The sequence below is a fragment of the Myxococcus llanfairpwllgwyngyllgogerychwyrndrobwllllantysiliogogogochensis genome, from assembly GCF_006636215.1.
GTDB classification, from domain to species: Bacteria; Myxococcota; Myxococcia; order Myxococcales; family Myxococcaceae; genus Myxococcus; species Myxococcus llanfairpwllgwyngyllgogerychwyrndrobwllllantysiliogogogochensis.
Map to the genome: position 1 here is coordinate 44753 of NZ_VIFM01000020.1, position 17258 is coordinate 62010.

Annotated in this window: 14 protein-coding genes; 4 read left to right on the forward strand and 10 right to left on the reverse strand. The window is 69.2% G+C overall.

The features are described 5' to 3' along the window. Positions 1–39: 39 nt before the first annotated feature. The 5 genes from FJV41_RS07380 to FJV41_RS07400 form a co-directional block, all read right to left on the reverse strand. Positions 40–1200, reverse strand: coding sequence for a methyl-accepting chemotaxis protein (locus FJV41_RS07380; RefSeq protein ID WP_246137065.1), 1161 nt, complete (start codon positions 1198–1200; stop codon positions 40–42). A gap of 297 nt (positions 1201–1497) precedes the next feature. After that, positions 1498–2574, reverse strand: a complete 1077-nt coding sequence (locus tag FJV41_RS07385; protein WP_141641704.1) for a saccharopine dehydrogenase family protein — start codon at positions 2572–2574, stop codon at positions 1498–1500. A 95-nt stretch (positions 2575–2669) separates the two neighbouring features. After that, a complete protein-coding gene (locus tag FJV41_RS07390; protein WP_141641705.1) occupies positions 2670–3164 on the reverse strand; it encodes a PTS sugar transporter subunit IIA in 495 nt (164 codons plus the stop codon). Between the two features lie 340 nt (positions 3165–3504). Further along, positions 3505–3999 carry a PTS sugar transporter subunit IIA gene (locus FJV41_RS07395; protein WP_141641706.1) on the reverse strand — a complete coding sequence of 165 codons (495 nt, stop codon included), beginning with the start codon at positions 3997–3999 and terminating at the stop codon, positions 3505–3507. 82 nt (positions 4000–4081) lie between these two features. Continuing rightward, positions 4082–4438: a hypothetical protein gene (locus FJV41_RS07400; protein ID WP_141641707.1), complete on the reverse strand. Its 357-nt coding sequence runs from the start codon at positions 4436–4438 to the stop codon at positions 4082–4084. Positions 4439–4676: 238 nt separating this feature from the next. Here FJV41_RS07400 and FJV41_RS07405 point away from each other — a divergent pair, with 238 nt between their 5' ends. Together FJV41_RS07405 and FJV41_RS07410 are read left to right on the forward strand one after the other, a co-directional pair. After that, positions 4677–5570, forward strand: a complete 894-nt coding sequence (locus FJV41_RS07405) for a YncE family protein (RefSeq protein WP_141641708.1) — start codon at positions 4677–4679, stop codon at positions 5568–5570. Next, the gene (locus FJV41_RS07410) at positions 5570–6754 is read left to right on the forward strand and encodes a putative porin (protein WP_141641709.1); all 1185 of its coding nucleotides are present in this window, start codon (positions 5570–5572) and stop codon (positions 6752–6754) included. Before FJV41_RS07405 ends, FJV41_RS07410 begins: the two co-directional genes overlap by 1 nt. Here the strand turns inward: FJV41_RS07410 and FJV41_RS07415 are convergent. Together FJV41_RS07415 and FJV41_RS07420 are read right to left on the reverse strand one after the other, a co-directional pair. Further along, positions 6751–7116, reverse strand: coding sequence for a hypothetical protein (locus tag FJV41_RS07415; protein ID WP_141641710.1), 366 nt, complete (start codon positions 7114–7116; stop codon positions 6751–6753). The genes FJV41_RS07410 and FJV41_RS07415 overlap by 4 nt on opposite strands. Before the next feature lie 158 nt (positions 7117–7274). Next, positions 7275–7640, reverse strand: a complete 366-nt coding sequence (locus FJV41_RS07420; protein WP_174488158.1) for a hypothetical protein — start codon at positions 7638–7640, stop codon at positions 7275–7277. A gap of 242 nt (positions 7641–7882) precedes the next feature. Here FJV41_RS07420 and FJV41_RS07425 point away from each other — a divergent pair, with 242 nt between their 5' ends. Continuing rightward, the gene (locus tag FJV41_RS07425; RefSeq protein ID WP_141641731.1) at positions 7883–9235 is read left to right on the forward strand and encodes a sigma-54-dependent transcriptional regulator; all 1353 of its coding nucleotides are present in this window, start codon (positions 7883–7885) and stop codon (positions 9233–9235) included. A gap of 48 nt (positions 9236–9283) precedes the next feature. On the opposite strand, the gene FJV41_RS07430 is transcribed toward FJV41_RS07425, so the two are convergent. The 3 genes from FJV41_RS07430 to FJV41_RS07440 all read right to left on the reverse strand — a co-directional run bounded on the left by FJV41_RS07430 (position 9284) and on the right by FJV41_RS07440 (position 15273). Beyond that, the gene (locus FJV41_RS07430; protein ID WP_246137066.1) at positions 9284–10021 is read right to left on the reverse strand and encodes a hypothetical protein; all 738 of its coding nucleotides are present in this window, start codon (positions 10019–10021) and stop codon (positions 9284–9286) included. Between the two features lie 59 nt (positions 10022–10080). Further along, the gene (locus tag FJV41_RS07435) at positions 10081–11379 is read right to left on the reverse strand and encodes a DUF4150 domain-containing protein (protein ID WP_141641712.1); all 1299 of its coding nucleotides are present in this window, start codon (positions 11377–11379) and stop codon (positions 10081–10083) included. A gap of 123 nt (positions 11380–11502) precedes the next feature. After that, on the reverse strand, positions 11503–15273 hold the full coding sequence (locus tag FJV41_RS07440) for an eCIS core domain-containing protein (protein ID WP_181790466.1): 3771 nt from the start codon (positions 15271–15273) through the stop codon (positions 11503–11505). A 146-nt stretch (positions 15274–15419) separates the two neighbouring features. Here FJV41_RS07440 and FJV41_RS07445 point away from each other — a divergent pair, with 146 nt between their 5' ends. Next, positions 15420–17147: a hypothetical protein gene (locus tag FJV41_RS07445; protein WP_141641714.1), complete on the forward strand. Its 1728-nt coding sequence runs from the start codon at positions 15420–15422 to the stop codon at positions 17145–17147. The last annotated feature ends 111 nt before the right edge of the window (positions 17148–17258 follow it).

The following is a 17258-nucleotide window of genomic DNA, read 5'->3' on the forward strand; positions in this document are numbered from 1 at the left end:
ACGAGCACGGGCGGCCCGGACGTCGGGCCGCTCCCGCGCTCACACGCGGAACGACGTGGACAACTCCTGGAGCCGGCCGAGCGTGGCGTTGATCTGCGTCACCGCTTCCTCGGCCGTCATGGTGGAGGTCACCACGTCCGCCATCATCGAGGACAACTGCGTCATCACCTCGGTCATCTGCGCGATGCCCGCGTTCTGCTGGGTGACGGAGGCGACAATCTGGCGCGCCGCCTGACTGCTCTCCTGCACCACCGTGGTGATTTCCTTCAGCGAGTCGGCCGAGGCCAGCACCTGCTCGATGTTCTCCTCCATCTTCTCGCTGTCGCCCTCCGCGATGGAGGTCGTCTGACGGATGGCCTGATTGATTTCGAGCAGAATCTTGCCGATGCGCTGCGTGCTCTGGAGGGACTGGCCGCTGAGCGCGCGCATCTCCCGCGCCACCACCGCGAAGCCCCGGCCCTCCTCGCCCGCGCGCGCCGCTTCAATCGCCGCGTTGAGCGCCAGCACGTTGGACTGGTCCGCCAGGTCCTTCACGCTGCTGATGATTTCCCCGGCGTGCACGGCCTGGTCGCTCAGGTGCGCGATGCTGCCCACCAGCGTGCCCACCCGCTGACGAATCTGCTGCATGCCCTCCGCGCTCTGCTCAATCGACTGCTGGCCGGACGAACTGAACGCGTCCGCCTGCGCCGCCACCTTCAGCACCATCTCCGCGCGGCTGGCCGCCATGCTGGAGGTCTGCGCGATTTCGGCGATGGTGGTGCTCGCCTCGGTGAGGCTGCGGGACTGGTTGGTGAGGAAGTTCACCTGGTCCTGGCTCGCCTGCGTCAGTTGCGCGGCCGCCGAGGACAGCTCCATCACCACGGACCGCAGCGTGGCGGGCACCTCGCGCAGCCGGTTGACCATCACCTGGAGGCTGCGGCCCAGGTCTCCCACTTCGTCCTGCCCGGCCGTGTCGATGGGCTGCGTCAAATCCCCCTCTTGGGCGATTTTCTGCGCCACCGCCGACAGCCGCGCCATGGGCACCGCCACTTCCCGGTGCAGCCAGAAGGACAGCGCCACCATCAGCGCCAGACACACCAGCGACAGCGCCCCCACCAGCCACGAGTCCCCGCCCGCCAGCACCACCGTGAAGATGACCGCCAGGAACACCGCGGCGACAGCCGGAGACAGCATCACTTTCTGCTTCAGCTTCAAACGCACCGAGCCCCCTCCCTCTCCGCGACCACGGAGCCCTCCGGCGTCATGCCGCCGTCCCACCCGGCCAGGCTCCGGCAGTTGAAGCGCGGCTCCCTGGGGAGCCTGCTGCGCCAGCTCATGTCGCCATCCTTCCGAGGAGCCCCGAGGACCCCCTGAAGCTCGGACGGACCGGTGATCCGCCGAAGCGCAGGATAGCCAACTGAACACTTGCTGCTAAGCCTCCCCCCGAAGGTCATCCCACAGTGTCACCCGAGGGGTTTCCACCAGTCTGGGTGGAAATAGACCCCTGCACTGGAAGGATCATCCCAGGGAGTCGAGGCGGCGGCAGCCATCGACGCGGAGGACGAAGTCGGCGCCGAAGGCACCGGCGGGGGTGAGGGCGCCGGGAGAGGGCTGGGCGAGCAGCTCTTCCACGGCGTGGATGGAGGCGCGGGCGGTGAAGGCGTAGCCCTCCGGCACTTCCAGCCAGGCCTGGGCGGAGCGGCCATCCGGGGCGCGGGCCTGGGCCCAGACCTGGGAGCGGCTGGACAGGCGCATGTCGGCGTCGGGGCCCTTCACGCGGGACTCGACGAGCTTCATCAGTCCGTCGCGCACGAGGCCGACCTTCAGGACCTGGCGGAGGACGGGATAGGTCCACCGCAGGGCGCGAGCGGAGGACGAGGGGAAGGCCATGTACGTGGTGATGTTGGGGATGCCGGTGGTGCGGTACGCGGTGGAGAGGTCGCCCCAGGGGATGGGCATCACGGTGCGCTCGCGGTCGATGAAGCGCTGGCGGCGGGCGCCCTGGCCCATGGGGAAGGGTTGGAGGACGCCGTCGCGGCGGACCTTGCCGCCCTCGGGGAGTTGGAGGAGGGCGGACTTGGTGGTGCCGGCGCTGGCCTGGGAGCCGGCGCAGATGGCGATGTCGAGCTCGGTGGCGCCGGGGACCTGTTCGGCGACGTAGCGGGCGAGGCAGTCGGTGGGGACGACGTCGAAGCCGACGCCGGACATCAGCGAGACGCCGCGCTCCCTGGCTTCGGCGTCATGGCGGAAGGAGCCCTCGAAGACGGGAATCTCGCCGGTGATGTCCAGGTAGTGGGTGCGCGAGGCGAGGCAGGCCTGGCGCATGGGCTCGCTGGTGTGGACGAAGGGGCCGGCGGCGTGGAGCACCAGGGGCAGGCCCTCCATCGCGGCGGCGAGCTGGCGTGCGTCGTCCAGCGCGGCGGGACGGACCTCCAGGCCGAGCGCGTCGGCCAGCGGGGCCAGCTTCTCGCGGGAGCGGCCGGACAGCACGGGCCGGTGGCCCCGACGCACGGCCTCCTCGGCGATGAGGCGGCCGGTGTATCCAGAGGCGCCATACAGCAACCAGCGGGGAGTCGAGCTCGAGGTCGTCGTCACGGCCGGCGACGCTACCAGGAGCACCGGGCGCGGGATGGCCCGGGTTCGGACTGTGCTCGCTATCTGTCAGCGACCGTGCGCGAGCCGCCCTGCCCTCACCGGGCCAGCGCGACTTCGGACCGGTGATTCACGTGCGCGTCCTCGACGCAGACGAGCAGCGCGCGCAGGGCCGAGGGTGACGGCGCCGTCAGGAGTGCCTCGCGCAGCCGCGCGTTGCGCAACAGCGCACCGATGCGCGCGAGCACATTGAGATGCAGGCCCGCCGTATCCGGCGGCGACACCATGCCCACGAAGACGTGCACGCGCCCTCCGTCGGCCTCGCCGAAGTCCACGCCCTGGGAATGGACTCCCACGCAGGTGACGATGCGCGACACGCCAGCGAGCCGACAGTGAGGCACCGCCACGCCCCCCACCATCGCCGTCGAACCGAGCTGCTCTCGCGCCAGCAGATGCGCCGCCAGCTCCTTCGGCGACACCCGCGCCCGAGCCGACATCAGCCCCGCCAGCTCGTGCACGACCCCCACCCGCTCGCGCGCCTCCAACGACAGGCGGACAGCTTCTACGTCCAGGAAATCAGTCCACCTCAGCATGCCTCACCTCCTCGGGCGCCCGGCTGCCTCCCGAGTCGGCGCAGAGATGTGTCCACCGCCGCGATTCCGCATCCCTCCGCTGTCTTTCTTCGAGCCCACTACACACTTCTCTCCGGTTTTTCGGGCTCAGTCGTTTCGACCCCGCCCCTCTCGCCTTCTCAACCTCGTCGAAGGCAAATCCACGGACCACCGCGTCATCGAGCAAGAACGTCGAGCGCCCCGGGACACGCCCTCCGGAGCGGCCCCGGTCCACGCATTGTCGCCCTTGGACCGGCTCCGCCAGATGCTCCGTGCCCGACATCCGCCTCGCCCTCCAGGGCGGCCCATCCGCGCACGGCACTCAGCGCGCGAGAGACATCTCGTTGCGAAGCGGCAGGCACGCCTCCTCCGCGCGAACGAGCAACGCGCGCATCACTCCCGCCGAAGGCGCGGCCATCAACTCCGCGCGCAATTCGGGGGCATGCAGCAGCGTCGCGATGCGCGAGAGCACATTGAGATGCAGCCCCGCCGTGTCCGGCGGCGACACCATGCCCACGTAGATGCGCACCAGCCCATCCTCGGGCGCGCCGAACGCCAGCCCACCCCGGTGGATGCCCAGACAGGTGACGATGCGCTCCACGCCCGCATGGCGACAGTGCGGCACCGCCACGCCTCCCTCCATGACTGTCGACCCCAACTGCTCTCGCGCCAGCAGGTGCACCGCGAGCTCTCGCTGCGACACCCCGGCCCGGGCCGACATCAGCCCCGCCAGTTCGTGCAACACAGCCCCCCTGTCTCTCGCCACAAGCGACGGGCGGATGGCCTCCACGTCCAGGAACTCGGTCCACCTCAACATGCCTTCCTCCCAGGGCGGCACATCACCACCCGCACGGCGGAGCACCGAGGCTCCGCCACGAACTCGCCCGACTCGAGGACCCTCAAACCGCCACCGCCACGCGCTCGCGCCCGGACAGGACGATGCACGCGGCCAGCACCCGCGCCGTGAAGGCATCCCGCTCGTCATCGTCGAACGCCCGTGCGAGCAGCTCGGGGTCGTCATCCAGGAACAGCGTGGAGCCCAGCCGGTCATACACGTGCTCCAGCAGGCCTCGGCAGCACGAGCACCGCCGAGCACCATCCAATGCATGTTCCGCACGCACTCGCGCCTCCACCAGTCGCTCCACGCCGAGCACACGCACCGCCTTGAGCGGCGCCTCACCAGGCGACGGACCGACCTCCCGCGTGTCCCGCGAGTGGAACAACGGCAGTGACTTCACGAATCGGGGCAGCCACATGGGTCCTCCGTGCCGGGCCTTCATGACCCGCGCACGCCCCTTCCCATCGCATCCGCCGTGCCGACCGCCCTCGCGCCAGACGCTCGGAATCCGGAGCCTTTTTCCAAGGGTCCCCGCCGTCACCGTGCAGACCGCAACCTGGAGCCCCGCGCGGCACGGCACGTTGCGACGCTCCCGCGTGTCCCGGGCCGCGCTCGCTCGCCTGCCCGCCCACCCGGTGTGGCAGCATGCGCGCCCCATGAAGCCCCTCTCCTCCGCACTCCTCTTCTGCGCGCTGCTCTGCGCCTGTGACGACTCCGACCCGGGCTCCCCCGACTCGGGCACCCAGGTGGAGCGCGGCCCTCGCGCGATTCCTCTCGAAGGCGACCCCAACGGCCTGTTCTGGGACGCCACCACGCAGACGCTCTACATCGCCGACGACCAGAACCACCGGCTCCTCAAGTACCGCGATGGAGAAGGCGTCTCGGTGGCAGCCACGCTTCCGGACGCGCCCGCCAACAGCCCAAACCTGGGCGAGGTCGTCCGGCTCCAGGACGGAACCCTCGTCACCGTGCGCTTCGGCTTCGGCAACGCGGGCGCGGTGTTGTTCGTGCGTCCGGATGGCACCCCGGGCACCGTGCCGGGACTCCCCGTCAACCGCCGCCGCATCGGCCTCACGGTGACGAAGGACGGACGACTGCTCGACAGCTACTTCGTGCGCAACAACAACGTGAACGTGGGCTCGGTGGCGCACGTCACGCTGGAGGGCACCGAGACGGAGCTGGTGGGCGCGCTCCAGAAGCCCGTGGGCGTGCTGGCCGTGGAGGACACGCTCTACATCGCAGACCAGATCGCCGGGAAGGTGTACCGCTCCCCACTGTCCAACCCGTCGTCGCTCACGACGCTCGCCACCATCGCCGAGCCGGACCTGTTGGCCCTGGGGCCTGGGGGCTCGCTGCTCACCGGCACGCGCCAGGGCTCGGTGCTGCGCATCTCCACCACGGACGGCTCGACTTCCGCGCTGGCCACGGGCTTCCAGCAGGTGCGCGGGCTCGCGTACGACGCCGTCAACCGCCGGCTCTTCGCCGCGGACCACGACGACGACGAGACCAACGGCACCACGCACTTCCTCCAAATCATCCCGGTCGACTGATGCGACACACTCCGTGGTTTTTGCTCTGGGCCCTGGCCTCCGCGCCGGCGCTCGCGGACGAGGCGTGGCTGAGACCGACGCTCGTGGGGGAGCTGGACTACCGCCAGCATGCCTCGGACGTAGAGGGCTTCGACGGCTTCACCCTCGCGCGCCTGCGGTTGGGCGCCGAGGCCCGTCCCCTCCCCTGGCTGGTGGCGCGCGGCGTGGCGGAGTGGGCCCAGGAGAAGCCCGCCCTCATCGACGCCTTCGTCGCGGTGACGGTGCTGCGCGACGTGCGCCTGTCGCTCGGCTACACGAAGACGCCGCTGTTCCCCAGCGCGCACGACGAGAACCTGCAGGCCCGCGCCATCCCCGAGCTGTCGGGCCTGGCGCAGTCCTTCTGGCCCCGAAGAGACCTGGGACTCGAGGCCCGGTGGTCGCCGATGAACCTGCCCGTGGAGACCTGGGTGCGCGTGGGCAACGGCTCGCGCAGTCCCCTGGGCAATGACAACCAACTGCCCGCGCTGGATGCCCGGGTCGATGGCCGGTGGGGTCGCTCGGCGGGCGTGCCGGAGTCCTTCTGGGGCGTGCGCGTGGGCGCGGGGGCGCATGTGGAGAGCGCCTATGACCGCGCGGGCATCGGCGGCATCGGCCCGCAGGGCTTCGTCTACTACCGGCCGCCTCCCGTGAGTGGGACGCGCACCGTGACGGAGGCACACGCGCGCCTGGACGTGGGGCCGGTGCGAGTGGCCGCGGAGGCCGCCGCCGCGTGGGAGCGGCGCTCGCGCGACACGGATGGGAACCCGGAGACGCCGCGCGAGGCCCTGCCCGAACTGAAGAGCCAGGGCGCCTCGCTGGAGGTATCCTGGGTGGCCTGGGGCAAGCCTCGCGACGACGGACCTTCCTGGCCCCGAGCGAACGAGGACTCCACCCAGGCACTCCAGGCGCTGCGCGAGGGGCAGCTCCCCCTGGGTGCGCTGGAAGTGGCCGCGCGCGTCGAGCGACTGTGGCTGGGCCGTGGCGCCTCCGACGTGCAATCCGGTGGCGGGACGAGCGGCGCCCTCGCCGTGCGCTGGTGGACCACGTCCTTCCTGGGGGTCGGCGTCGCGGGGTACGTCCAGCGCTACGACACGGCGCCGCTCGAGGAGCCGGACCGACGCACCTCCTGGCTCGTGCTGGCGCGCACGACGGTGAACTTCAACTAGCGCAGCGCGCGGCCGTGGAGTCGGGCCTGCTCCTGACAGGCGCCCTGACACTCGGGGAAGAGCAACAGGAAGCGGGCCTGCTCACGGCAGCGCGGCACCAACCCCGTGTGCATGGGGGTCGAGCAGAGGCGCTGGAAGCCCGCCCACGCATCGTCGAACACGGCGGCGCGCGCGTCGGGCTCCAGGGACAGCACCGCGCGGCGCTCCGAGGCCAACCAGCCGACCATGGTCGCCAGGGCGCCTCCCAGCGCGAGCACCCAGAGCAGGTCCTTCCACCACGGACGCGCCAGGGTGGCGGGCTCGCGCTCGACAGCGGAGTCAGGGGAGGACGACACGACGGACAGGTGCGGATTGGGACGCATGACGGCGACTCCAGGGGCAAGCCCCGTGCCGCGCGGCGTCGTCGGTCCTCCGAGGGGGCGTGTCCCTCGAAGTCCCGGGGCCGTTGCATTCGGCAAGCGTGCGCGTGGGAGGCCGTGCATCGCGCAAGGCCTCCACCGTCGAGTCCGCGACGGAGTGCTCAGCGCACGGCGTTGCGCAGCACGGGGGCGAGCTCCTGGCGGCAGGCCTCGTCACACTGCGGGAAGCGCTGGATGAACTCCGCCTGCTTCTGGCAGCGCCGGAGGAGGCGGGGCCCGGCATCGCCCAGGCACATGAGGTCGAAGCTGTCGCGCGTCTCCTCGAAGAGGGCTTCGCGCTGGGCGGGGGACATGGCGTTGATGGCGCGGTTCTCTCCGCCCTGGAGATAGGCCCACACGCCGGCGAGCACCAACAGCACGATGCCCAGTATCACTCCCTGGCGGACGCGCTTCTCGTTGCGGGTGGGGGGCCTGTCTCGGGTGAAGATGTTGTCGTCGCCACCCTCGTTGTTCCCATTCAAACCCATAGGCCCCTGTTCCACCGCAATCCGGGGACCAACGCCAGCATTGGTTGCTGGGGGTGTGTTGCAGCCTGCACGAAAGGGCGGGGCGCGGGTTGCGAACCGCACGACGGGAGCGAGTCGGGCGCCGTGGAAGTCCCCGTGAGGACTCACGTCGTGCAGGTCGCACGGCCGGGCTCGGGCGATGCAATTAGACTCCACGCATGGATGCACGGCTGGAGCAGGCCCCCGTTTCCGGGGAGCGCCCGATGCGGGTGCTGGTGGTGGATGACGAGCGCAACATCCGGCACACCTTGAGGGTGTGTCTGGAGGGGTTCGGCTGCGAGGTGCGGGAGGCGGCCACTCCGGAGGCGGCGCTGGCCGCGCTCGCCCAGGGGCCCGCCGACCTGGCCTTCGTCGACCTGCGGCTGGGCACCTCGAGCGGATTGGATTTGCTGCCCCGGTTGCTCGCCGAGTCACCCAACCTGGACGTGGTGCTCATCACCGCGTACGCGACGTTCGACACGGCGGTGGAGGCGGTGCGGAGGGGCGCGCGCGACTACCTGCCCAAGCCCTTCACGCCGGCGCAGATACGGCATGTGCTGGACCGCTCGCGCGAGCACCGGGCGCTGTCGTCGCAGTTGGAGAGCCTGGAGGGGCAGCTGGCGCAGGCGGTGCCGGAAGCGACGCTGGAGACGACGTCGCCGGTGATGCATGCGGCGATTGGACTGGTCTCGCGCGCGGCGACGTCCGACGCGGCGGTGCTGCTGCGGGGAGAGAGCGGCACGGGCAAGGGCGTGCTCGCGAGGGCGCTGCATTCGATGAGTGCCCGGCGGCGGCGGCCCTTCGTCACGGTGAACTGTCCGACGCTGTCGGAGCAACTCCTGGCGAGTGAGTTGTTCGGCCACGTGCGCGGGGCATTCACGGGGGCTGTGAAAGACCAGCCGGGGCGGGTGGAGCAGGCGGAGGGGGGCACGCTGTTCCTGGATGAAATCGCGGAGATGAGCCCCGCGCTCCAGGCGCAGTTGTTGCGGTTCCTCCAGGAGAAGCAGTTCGAGCGACTGGGCGAGGGCCGCACGCGCAAGGCGGACGTGCGCGTGGTGGCGGCGACGAATCGCGACCTGGAGAAGGACGTGGCGGAGGGCCGGTTCCGCGAGGACCTGCTCTACCGGCTCAACGTCATCGAGGTGAAGTTGCCGTCGCTGCGGGAGCGGCCGGAGGACCTGTTGCCGCTGGCGAGGCGGTTCGTGGCGTTCTTCGCGAAGGCGGCGCAGCGGCCGACGACGCCGGAGTTGTCGCCCGCGACGGAGAAGATGCTGCTGGCGTATCCGTGGCCGGGCAACGTGCGCGAGCTGCGCAACGCGGTGGAACGAGCGCTCATCGTGTGGCCGGCGGGTGTGCTGGAGCCGCAGGCGTTTCCGGAGCGAATCGCCGCGGCGGCGGGCTCGGTGGTGACGCTGGGCGGGCCGCACACGCTGGAGGAAGTGGAGCGCGAGCACACCCTGCGCGTGATGACCTCCGCGCCGACGCTGGACGAGGCGGCGAAGGTGCTCGGCATCGACGCGTCCACGCTGTGGCGCAAGCGCAAGAAGTACGAATCCGGAGGCAAGGGGGAAGGCTGAGCCGGTGGACCTCTACGAGGCGCCTGAACATGTGAACGGCGACCCTCCTTAATCGCCGGTCAACTCCCGCTTGTGGTCCTCGATGATTTCATTGAGGAGCAACTGCTGGACTTTGTCGCGCGCGCGCAAGCGAACACCCGTGCTTGGCGTCGACGCCGAGGGCGCATCGATAAGCAGGATTGCGCTGCGCTCCGGGTGTTCCAGTGGAATGACGTCTGACGAAGCCCCGAGTTGGGTGAAAGAGAACCCCATGCGAGTGAAGAAGTTGTAGACCTTGGCCGGAGTCTCGGGTTTCTTCCCAAGGCGGTAGTACTTCGTTTGCTTTTCTGGGTCGGTCGCGAAGACGAGCCTGGTTACAATTGTCGTCCGCAGCCAGTCTGAGAATGTCGGGAAGGGCTGCTTGGCTGAACCCTTGCCGCGCACCAAGTCCTCTTCGCGAATGCGGATGATCGCCGCGTCCAAGCCATCGGGCGTCGGGCGGGTGAGTTCGAAGAAGTCGTCCGGGTAGCGTTCCTCGGGGTGTTCCTCGCCGATGGTGAATTTGAGGTAGCGGCGAGCATCGGGGCGCTCTCGTTGAGGGTCCCCGAGGTCCTCGAGCAGTGCCGAAATCGAGGTAGTGCCAGCCTTCAGTCTCAAGCGGCCCGTCGATGAGCCCATGGTTTCGAGAAACTCGCGATAGACGCGAGGCAACGCGTTGAGTCCTCCATGGGGTCTGGCCAGGGCAGTCATCTGCTCGACAGTGGCCGGCTCGAAGCCCTGGGTGCTCCCGGGATTCCATCGCTCCATGAGCGGGAGCAACTCCTTCATCGTCAAGGGCGGCGGGGCCTTGAGAAGCTCGGACCAGGTCATTTGCACCGCTGGTCCTCGATGTCGCAGCGAGCCATGAACAGCGTGTCCTGACACGTCTGACAGGAGAGCACTGTCTCCCCCGACTTGCGTCGCATTTTAGCGCGTTCCTCGAGGTGCTCCTCGCGCTTTCGCTCGTTGATAAGGGCTCTGCTCGGAGGCTTCCAAACCCCCTCACTGTTAGAGGGAGAGCAGTCGACGGGCCCGCGATAGAATACCTTGAAGTTGAAGCTCTCCGTGCCGGAGGGCGCGAAGTAGATCTCGGTCATCGAGTCGGCGACGTGACCGCTCTTCCCGATGAGTTTGGCGCCCGCACAGGTTCCTGGTTCGTTTCTGTATCCGGGTTCCTCTGCATCAATCCTTTTCTTTGTGTGCTCCCACTGTTCTTCCAGCTTGGTGGTGGCCTCGGCACCAACTCTGGCGCACCGTGGGTTGATGGCGATGAAGTCCTCTAGCGTTGCGGCCTCCTCAACAATCTTGCAGCCATGAACCTCGGCGATGGCCTTGAACCCAGGGGGCGTCTCGCCAGCCGATATCGCGGCGAATTTCTCACCGTTGCGGCACACCATGACCCCGACCATGTACCCGCCAGACCCGCGACGATGTTTGCCAAGTTCATCGCGCTCCCTTTCGAGTGCGGTGATTTGCGCTCTTCGTGCATCCAGGGTCGATGGGTTGATTTTGGGGTTTTGACGCTGGATGCGCTCCAGTTCGGCAGCCCTCGAGGTGAGCCTCTTGTTTGCCTCCGCCCATGCGTCCTCGTGCTCCCTGAGGTTCTTGAGAATCTTGTTGGCGATGTCGAGGCTCCCTTCCGCACGCTCGATCACCGCGTGGCTGTCCGCATCCTTCTGGCAGAGGAGGCACAGCCCCTCGAAGTCATCCCCGTAGGCGAATCCCGTCCCCCCATTTGATATGAACGTGGTGTTGAACGAGTTGCCGTTGTGCAGGGTGACGTCGAGGTAGCGCACGACGCCCTTGCCCTCAATCTTCACGTCCACACTGCCGCTGCCCCAGGCCATCTTCCCCTTGGACTTGGAGGAGATGAGGCCACCCGCCGTGCCCTGCTCATCACCCGAGCTGGTGCTCAGCTCGGAGTCCGTGAGTGCAACCGGGTGGCCATTGATGGTGACGCTCGTGCTTCCATGGGTGAGCGTGGCGTCTTGGGCCGAGTTGACGAAGGGCGTGGGCACCGGGCCTCCCGGCGTCGGTACCTTGCAGACGTCAGGTGCGGCCGAGGTGTGCGTGTTGCCGCTCCCCTTGTGCAGGATGGAGCGACCGTTGGCGAAGACACGGCTCATGGTTCCTCCTTGGCCCTTCGAATCATCTCCACGATGCAGGCCCCCCACGCGCCCACCGTCGGCACTGCCATAGGCAAGTGTCCTGCGAGCGCCAGGCTGACGTCAACGTGGGGTGAACCTCACTCAACGCGGCGTCGCCACACGAGGATGCGCGCTGATTCGGAACCCCGCGGGCAATACACCGCTGGGAATCTCCGGAGACAACGAGACGCCCTCGATGAGCTCATAGGTCAGCAGCCACCGGTCCGTCTGCTGCTCCCGGACCACGACGCGGGCTCGGACGTTGTAGAGCGCGATCTGCTCCTCGGTCGGCGGACGGAAGCCCGAAATCCAGAGCAGCACCTCCGTGTTCAACTGATGGTCGGGACTCCCGTTGCGCACCTGCACCCGGGCATCCTCGACCTGTCTGCCCGAGCCACGTCCCGGATACGGCCGCGTCGCCGCATCCACCACAGCGGGTCCCGTCCGCGCATCGATGACAAGGTCATCCTCTCCCGTGTCGGGCGCGCCGCCAGCACCCGGCTGTGGCACCGCAACCGTTTCCGGTCCCGTGCCTCCACGAGGTGCCTCGGGCCGCGGCGCCGTCGTTCCGCCACCAGGGCCCGGAGGATTGGGTGCCGTTGCGTCACCGGGTTGCGTGCCCGTGCCGCGAGCCGCCTGCTCACGGCGCTGGCGCTCCCGGTCCGATGCCGTGACGCCCCACTGCTGCGTGGTGTCCACCGGCGCTGACGGGTCCGTGCGCCGCACCTCCAACAGGTACGTGGCCAGATCCAGCAGCCCTCCCGTCGCGGTGGGATTGCTCTGCGCCGCGAAGCGCTCCATGTCCGCGGCCGTCGCACCACTGGCGATGATGCGGTCGCCTATCGTGCGCATGTCCTCCGCCGTGAGCGGCCGGCCCGCGGGGATGCCCATGCGTCGCGACATGCGAGCGAAGGCCCGGAGACGCTCCTCACCCACGCGCTCGGCCAGCCCAATCATCGCATCCGCCAACGCCGGGTCCGGCATCGAGCGCCCACTGCCACCACCACCGCCGCCACCTCCACCACCGCTTCCGGGCTGACAGGCCACCTCGCTGGCGGCGACTTGCGTGGAGACGGTGATGGGGCGGAGGATGCCGCTCAGCCAGCCGGGCAACTGGGCGTTGGTGAACGTGACGACGCTGCTCGCCAGCTCCGTGGGAAGCCTCCCGAGCCACGGTATCGCGGTGACATACGGCGCGGCCTTCGTCTGGAACCAGCAGGACGCCACCACCTCCGCGAGCAGCGCCTCGCCCACCGCCTGCGCGAGAATCCACAGACAGCCCCAGCCGGGCGGAGACAGACACTCGAGGAGCCGAAGCCCCCACCGCGCGTAGCTCACCAGCCGGCCGATGTCGGCCACCATGGTCTGGAACTCGTTGAGCTGGTCCAGCACGGTGATGACACCGTTGATGACCGACTCTCCGAGCAACTGCTCCAGGTTCTCCATCGCGGCCCGCTCGACCTGGTCCTTGATTTCGTTCATCCGACCCGCGAGCGCGTCCATCGCCTCCTCGGTGTCGACGCCCGTCCACTCCTGAATCTTGTCCTCCACGCCTCCGACGAGCGACTGGATGAGCTGGTCGAAGGTGCGGTCCACCAGGATGCGTCCCGCCACCTTCAAGAGCTGGAACGCGGCGTTGATGACAGCGCGGGTGAGGCCGTCGCCCGTCGCACGGGTGGAGCGCGCACTGAGCGCGCCCTGGATGCGGTCTCTCAGCCACTCGTAGGCGTTGGCGACCTTCTCGAAGAGCCAGCCGAAGTGGTAGCGGAAGAAGCCGAACGTGCGCGCACTCGCCCCCGTCCACATCTTCACGGCGCTGTTCGTGTTGCGCGACTCCAGCTCGACCGCGGACAGCGGGGTCGTCGTCCAGCCGTCGCGCAACAGCCGCTGGTGGGCACTCACCAGGTCCGTCGCGGCGTCGGCGTTCTGCTTGTCCGCGCGAGACACCTGCCGGTACTGTTGCGAGTAGCGCGTGAGCGCCTGCGTCCACTGCGGATATTGCGCGCGGAACGGGTCGAGCTGCGGCGGGCCTCGGCGCCGGATGGCTCGGCCAAAGTCCTTTCCGAACTTCTTCTTGAGCGCCTTGGGCGGAGCCCCGAGCACACGTGCGAGCCGGGCGGGACGCAGCTTGGGTTGTCGCCCAGGCGTCCTGCGCCGGATGGGGAACTGGAACAGCGGATCTCTCAGGTGGGTGATGATCTGCGGCCCCAGCGCCTGGATGCTCCGGGGGAGCCGGGGATTGGTCGGGATGCTGTCCGGCACCCAGGCGTAGACCCACGAGCCCGGGTTGCCCTCGAACCTCACGCGCAGACGTCCTGGGACGGAGACGTAGCCCTGCTCCCGGAGATAGCGATGGACAGAGCGCTTCTCCAGGTTGAACTCCTTGATGATGAGGTCCTGGGACACCTGACTGGTGTTACCGGGCTGGTACTCAGGGGGAATGGTGAGGTCCGCTTGAGCGAAGCGGTTGATGCTCGGGTTCCAGTTGGTCCCCGAGGGCTGCCGGTTGGCGTAGTCGTTGGTGTGGCCCGCCGCCGCGCGGAAGGCCTCCTCGTAGCGAGTGAGCTGGGGCTCGGGGTCCGCGCCGAAGGCGGGCTTCATCTCGCCGAGGGTGATTTGCGTCGGCGCCTGGTCGACGCGGGTGATGGCCCCGCCGCGCGTCCGAGGGCCCTGCGGCGCACTGCCCACCGCGTGGTCGTACCCGCCGGGAGCCACGAGGTCGCCGGGCGCGCCCAACCACCTCGGGTCGTCGTGGGCGTTGAAGCGCACGGCCACGGTGTTGTTCCCGCCGGGCCCAGCGGCCCGGTAGAAGTCCGCCTCACCTCGCGTCCCCAGGCCACCCGCGCCGGTGCCACGCTCGGGAACGGGCGCCTCGCCGAATACACCGGAGGCATTCGCCATGGCGGGGATGAGCCGTCGGTGCGCGGTGGTGCCCGTCTCGTGGGCGGGCTCCCAATACGGGACACGCTGAATGCGCTGGGGTGCGCCGCCCGCGCCCTCGCCGCCGAGTGCGCGCGGCTGCGTCTGCTGGAGCACGTGCGCCAACTCGTGGGCGAGGATGAAGGACGGTTCCGCGCGCTGGCCCGCACCCAGCCAGACATGGCTGCCGTAGGTGAAGGCGTAGGACTGGAGCGCCTCGTTGCGTCGGACCGATTCGCCATCGGCGTGGATGCGCACCGAGGACAGGTCATGCCCGAAGCGCTCCTCGAAGAAGCGCCGCACCCGCTGGGGCATGGGGCTTCCGCCCAGGGTGAGGCCCGCTTCGTCACCACCGGACGGCGCGGCACCCGCCGGGGGTGGAGCAGGAGGCGGAGGGAGCGCGCTGTCCGAAGGGGGCGTGCTCGGAGGAGCAAGCCCGTGCTCCCACTCGAGGGCCCCGCTCGCACGTTTGTCCGGTTCATTCGAGGGGCCTTCGAGTGCCGCCTCCGGAGTGGCGGCAAGCGCGACGCCCGGAGCAGCCGCGACGCTGGCGGCAGGTGTCGCGGGCGCGGAGGGAAGGGCCTCCGAGCCACCGGGCGATGCGCCGCGCAGGCCCAGGACCTCCATGGCGATGGCGTCGGCTTCGCGCTCGAAGGGGTCGTCTTCCGGGCCCACCGCTGCCTTGCGCTGGATGCCCCATCCCGTCGCGGTGGGCGGCCGTGACGGTGGGAAGAGAGGGATTGAGGCGAAGTCGAAGGTGGTGCCTCCACCCGACAAGGGCAGCGCGTCAGCGTCCTGCTCCGTGGCGCCTCCGCCCGCGAGCGCGCCGAGAAAGAGTTCGGACCGCGCGGAGGCTGGCTGGAAGTCGTGCGTGTTCTGCGTGGAGCGCGCGGGTGCGGGGGGCGGACGGGATGGAGCTGGCGTCTGGAGCGCCTTCGCTTTCGCCTGGGCCATCGTGCGTCCCCCGCTTCGATGACAGCTTTCAACACCCCGCTCGCGCCGCAGCGACATAAGCTAGCGCAACCGTGGAGCGGGGTGCCAACCGCCAGCGCCCAGGGGGGCGTGACTGGCGCGGGCACATCCCACCCGTGAGGTCTGCCATGCCGACCCAGGTCCCAGAGCCCACCGCGTTCTTCCGCCCGCCACGCACCTCGCCGGAGCTCGCCATCCTGGAGGCCGCGCGCGCACTGCGAGGCCGCTCGTCAGGCGAAATCACCGGTGTCCTCCTCACCGAGGACAACGAGGGCACGCCGAGTCCACAAGGCGCGCTGTCGGAAGTCGTGTTCGGCCCGGTGCGGGACTTCCGGTGCGCATGCGGGAAACTCGTAGGCCCGGAGCATGCGGGTGCGCGGTGTCCCCGCTGCCACGTCGAGTGCATTGCCTCCTCGGCGAGAGCGGAGCGGTGGGGACATGTCGCGGCCTCGGGGGGACTCGTCCACCGCGCGTTGGGGAGCCTGGTGGCTCGATGTCTGGGCTGGACGGAAGAGCATGTGTGGCAGGTCGCCTTCTTCCAGGCCTGTGTCGAGGAGGGCGAAGTGGTTCCGTTGATGCCGGGAGGTGACCCGCGCATGGCGGACAGCGGACCAGAGATGCTCCGGCGACTGCTCTCGGAGAAGGGCGCGGGCGCCGACTGGCCGGCGGAGCTTGCGGCAGCGGGCTTCACGCCGCGCGAGCTGATTCTGGACGAGGTCCCCGTGACGCCGCCCGCACATCGCCCCTTGAACCGGATGCCCGGCGGCGCGCGGATGCCGGGCCTCGACAGTGTGCGCTATCAGGAGCTGTTGGCGTCCAATGGACGGCTGCGTGCGATGCGCGAGGCTGGCCGCGAGGATGTGTACTCGGACTTCGAGCACCTCGCGCTCCAAACCGCGTTCGATGCCCTGTGTGTGCAGCTCGGCGCGGAGCCCGGAGCGCCACAGGAGGAGCGCTCGGTCCGGCCGGGGATGACGTTCTCTCGCGAGGCCCGGTACTGGCTGCGGGATGACCGGATGGACGTGGAGCTGTTCCCGCCGCCGCCGTTCGAGGGTGAAGCGGAGACGCAGAGGCCGACGGGCTGCGCGTTCCTCGGTCAGGATGCCGCGCTCGTGTGCTTCCCTTCGGTCGCGGTCATCCTCGGGCTCGACGATGGACAGGTCCGAGCGACGCACGAGCTTCCTTCACCGGTGCGGCTCGTCACGGTGTCGCCGGAGGGTGCGCATGCGCTGTTCACCTTCGATGGTGAGCTGCATGTGTTGGATTTGCGCGACGGGACGTGGGTGACGGATGCGCCGGGCATGTCGCTCGCCGCGGCGGTGGAGCGCGCGGGGAGCGTCTACCTCCTGAATGCACGGGTGGACTCGACGGTGGAGCTGGTCGAGGTGCGCAAGTACCTCCAGCGGCAGGCCACGTCGCCGGATGGAAAGCTGCTCTGGGCGGAGGACCACTCCGGGCGCGGCGGGGTGTACTCGGTGGACACGGGCCTGCGGTGGGTGGACCGAGGTGGCTGGCGGCTCGACACCCCCGTCCCGAAGCTGCAAGCGGATGGCACGGTGACACCGGCGCCCGCGGAGGAGGACTTCACCGAGGACCTGGAGCATTTCGCCAAGGAACATGGCGGCCGAACGGACTCCGCGTTCACCCTGGGAACGGATGGCCGGTGGCGCTTCCTGGACCTGGGGTTGCTCGTGGTGGATGGCGCACCCGTTCGCAGGCTCGCGTTCCAGGGCTCGGCGGGCGCCTTCGACATCACCGGCGAGCGACTGCTCATCGCCAGCGAGGACTCCCTGTTCCTGCTCGAAGTGGGACAGGAGCCACGCATCCTCCGGCGAGTTCCACTGTCCCAGGTGTAGCCCCGCACGATTTCAAGCACTCGACGCCTTGTGCCCAGAGGAAGCGCTCCCCTGCCCACTCCCCCACGTGGGACATGGCGAGGGAGCTTGCGCGCCCATGCCTGTGATTGC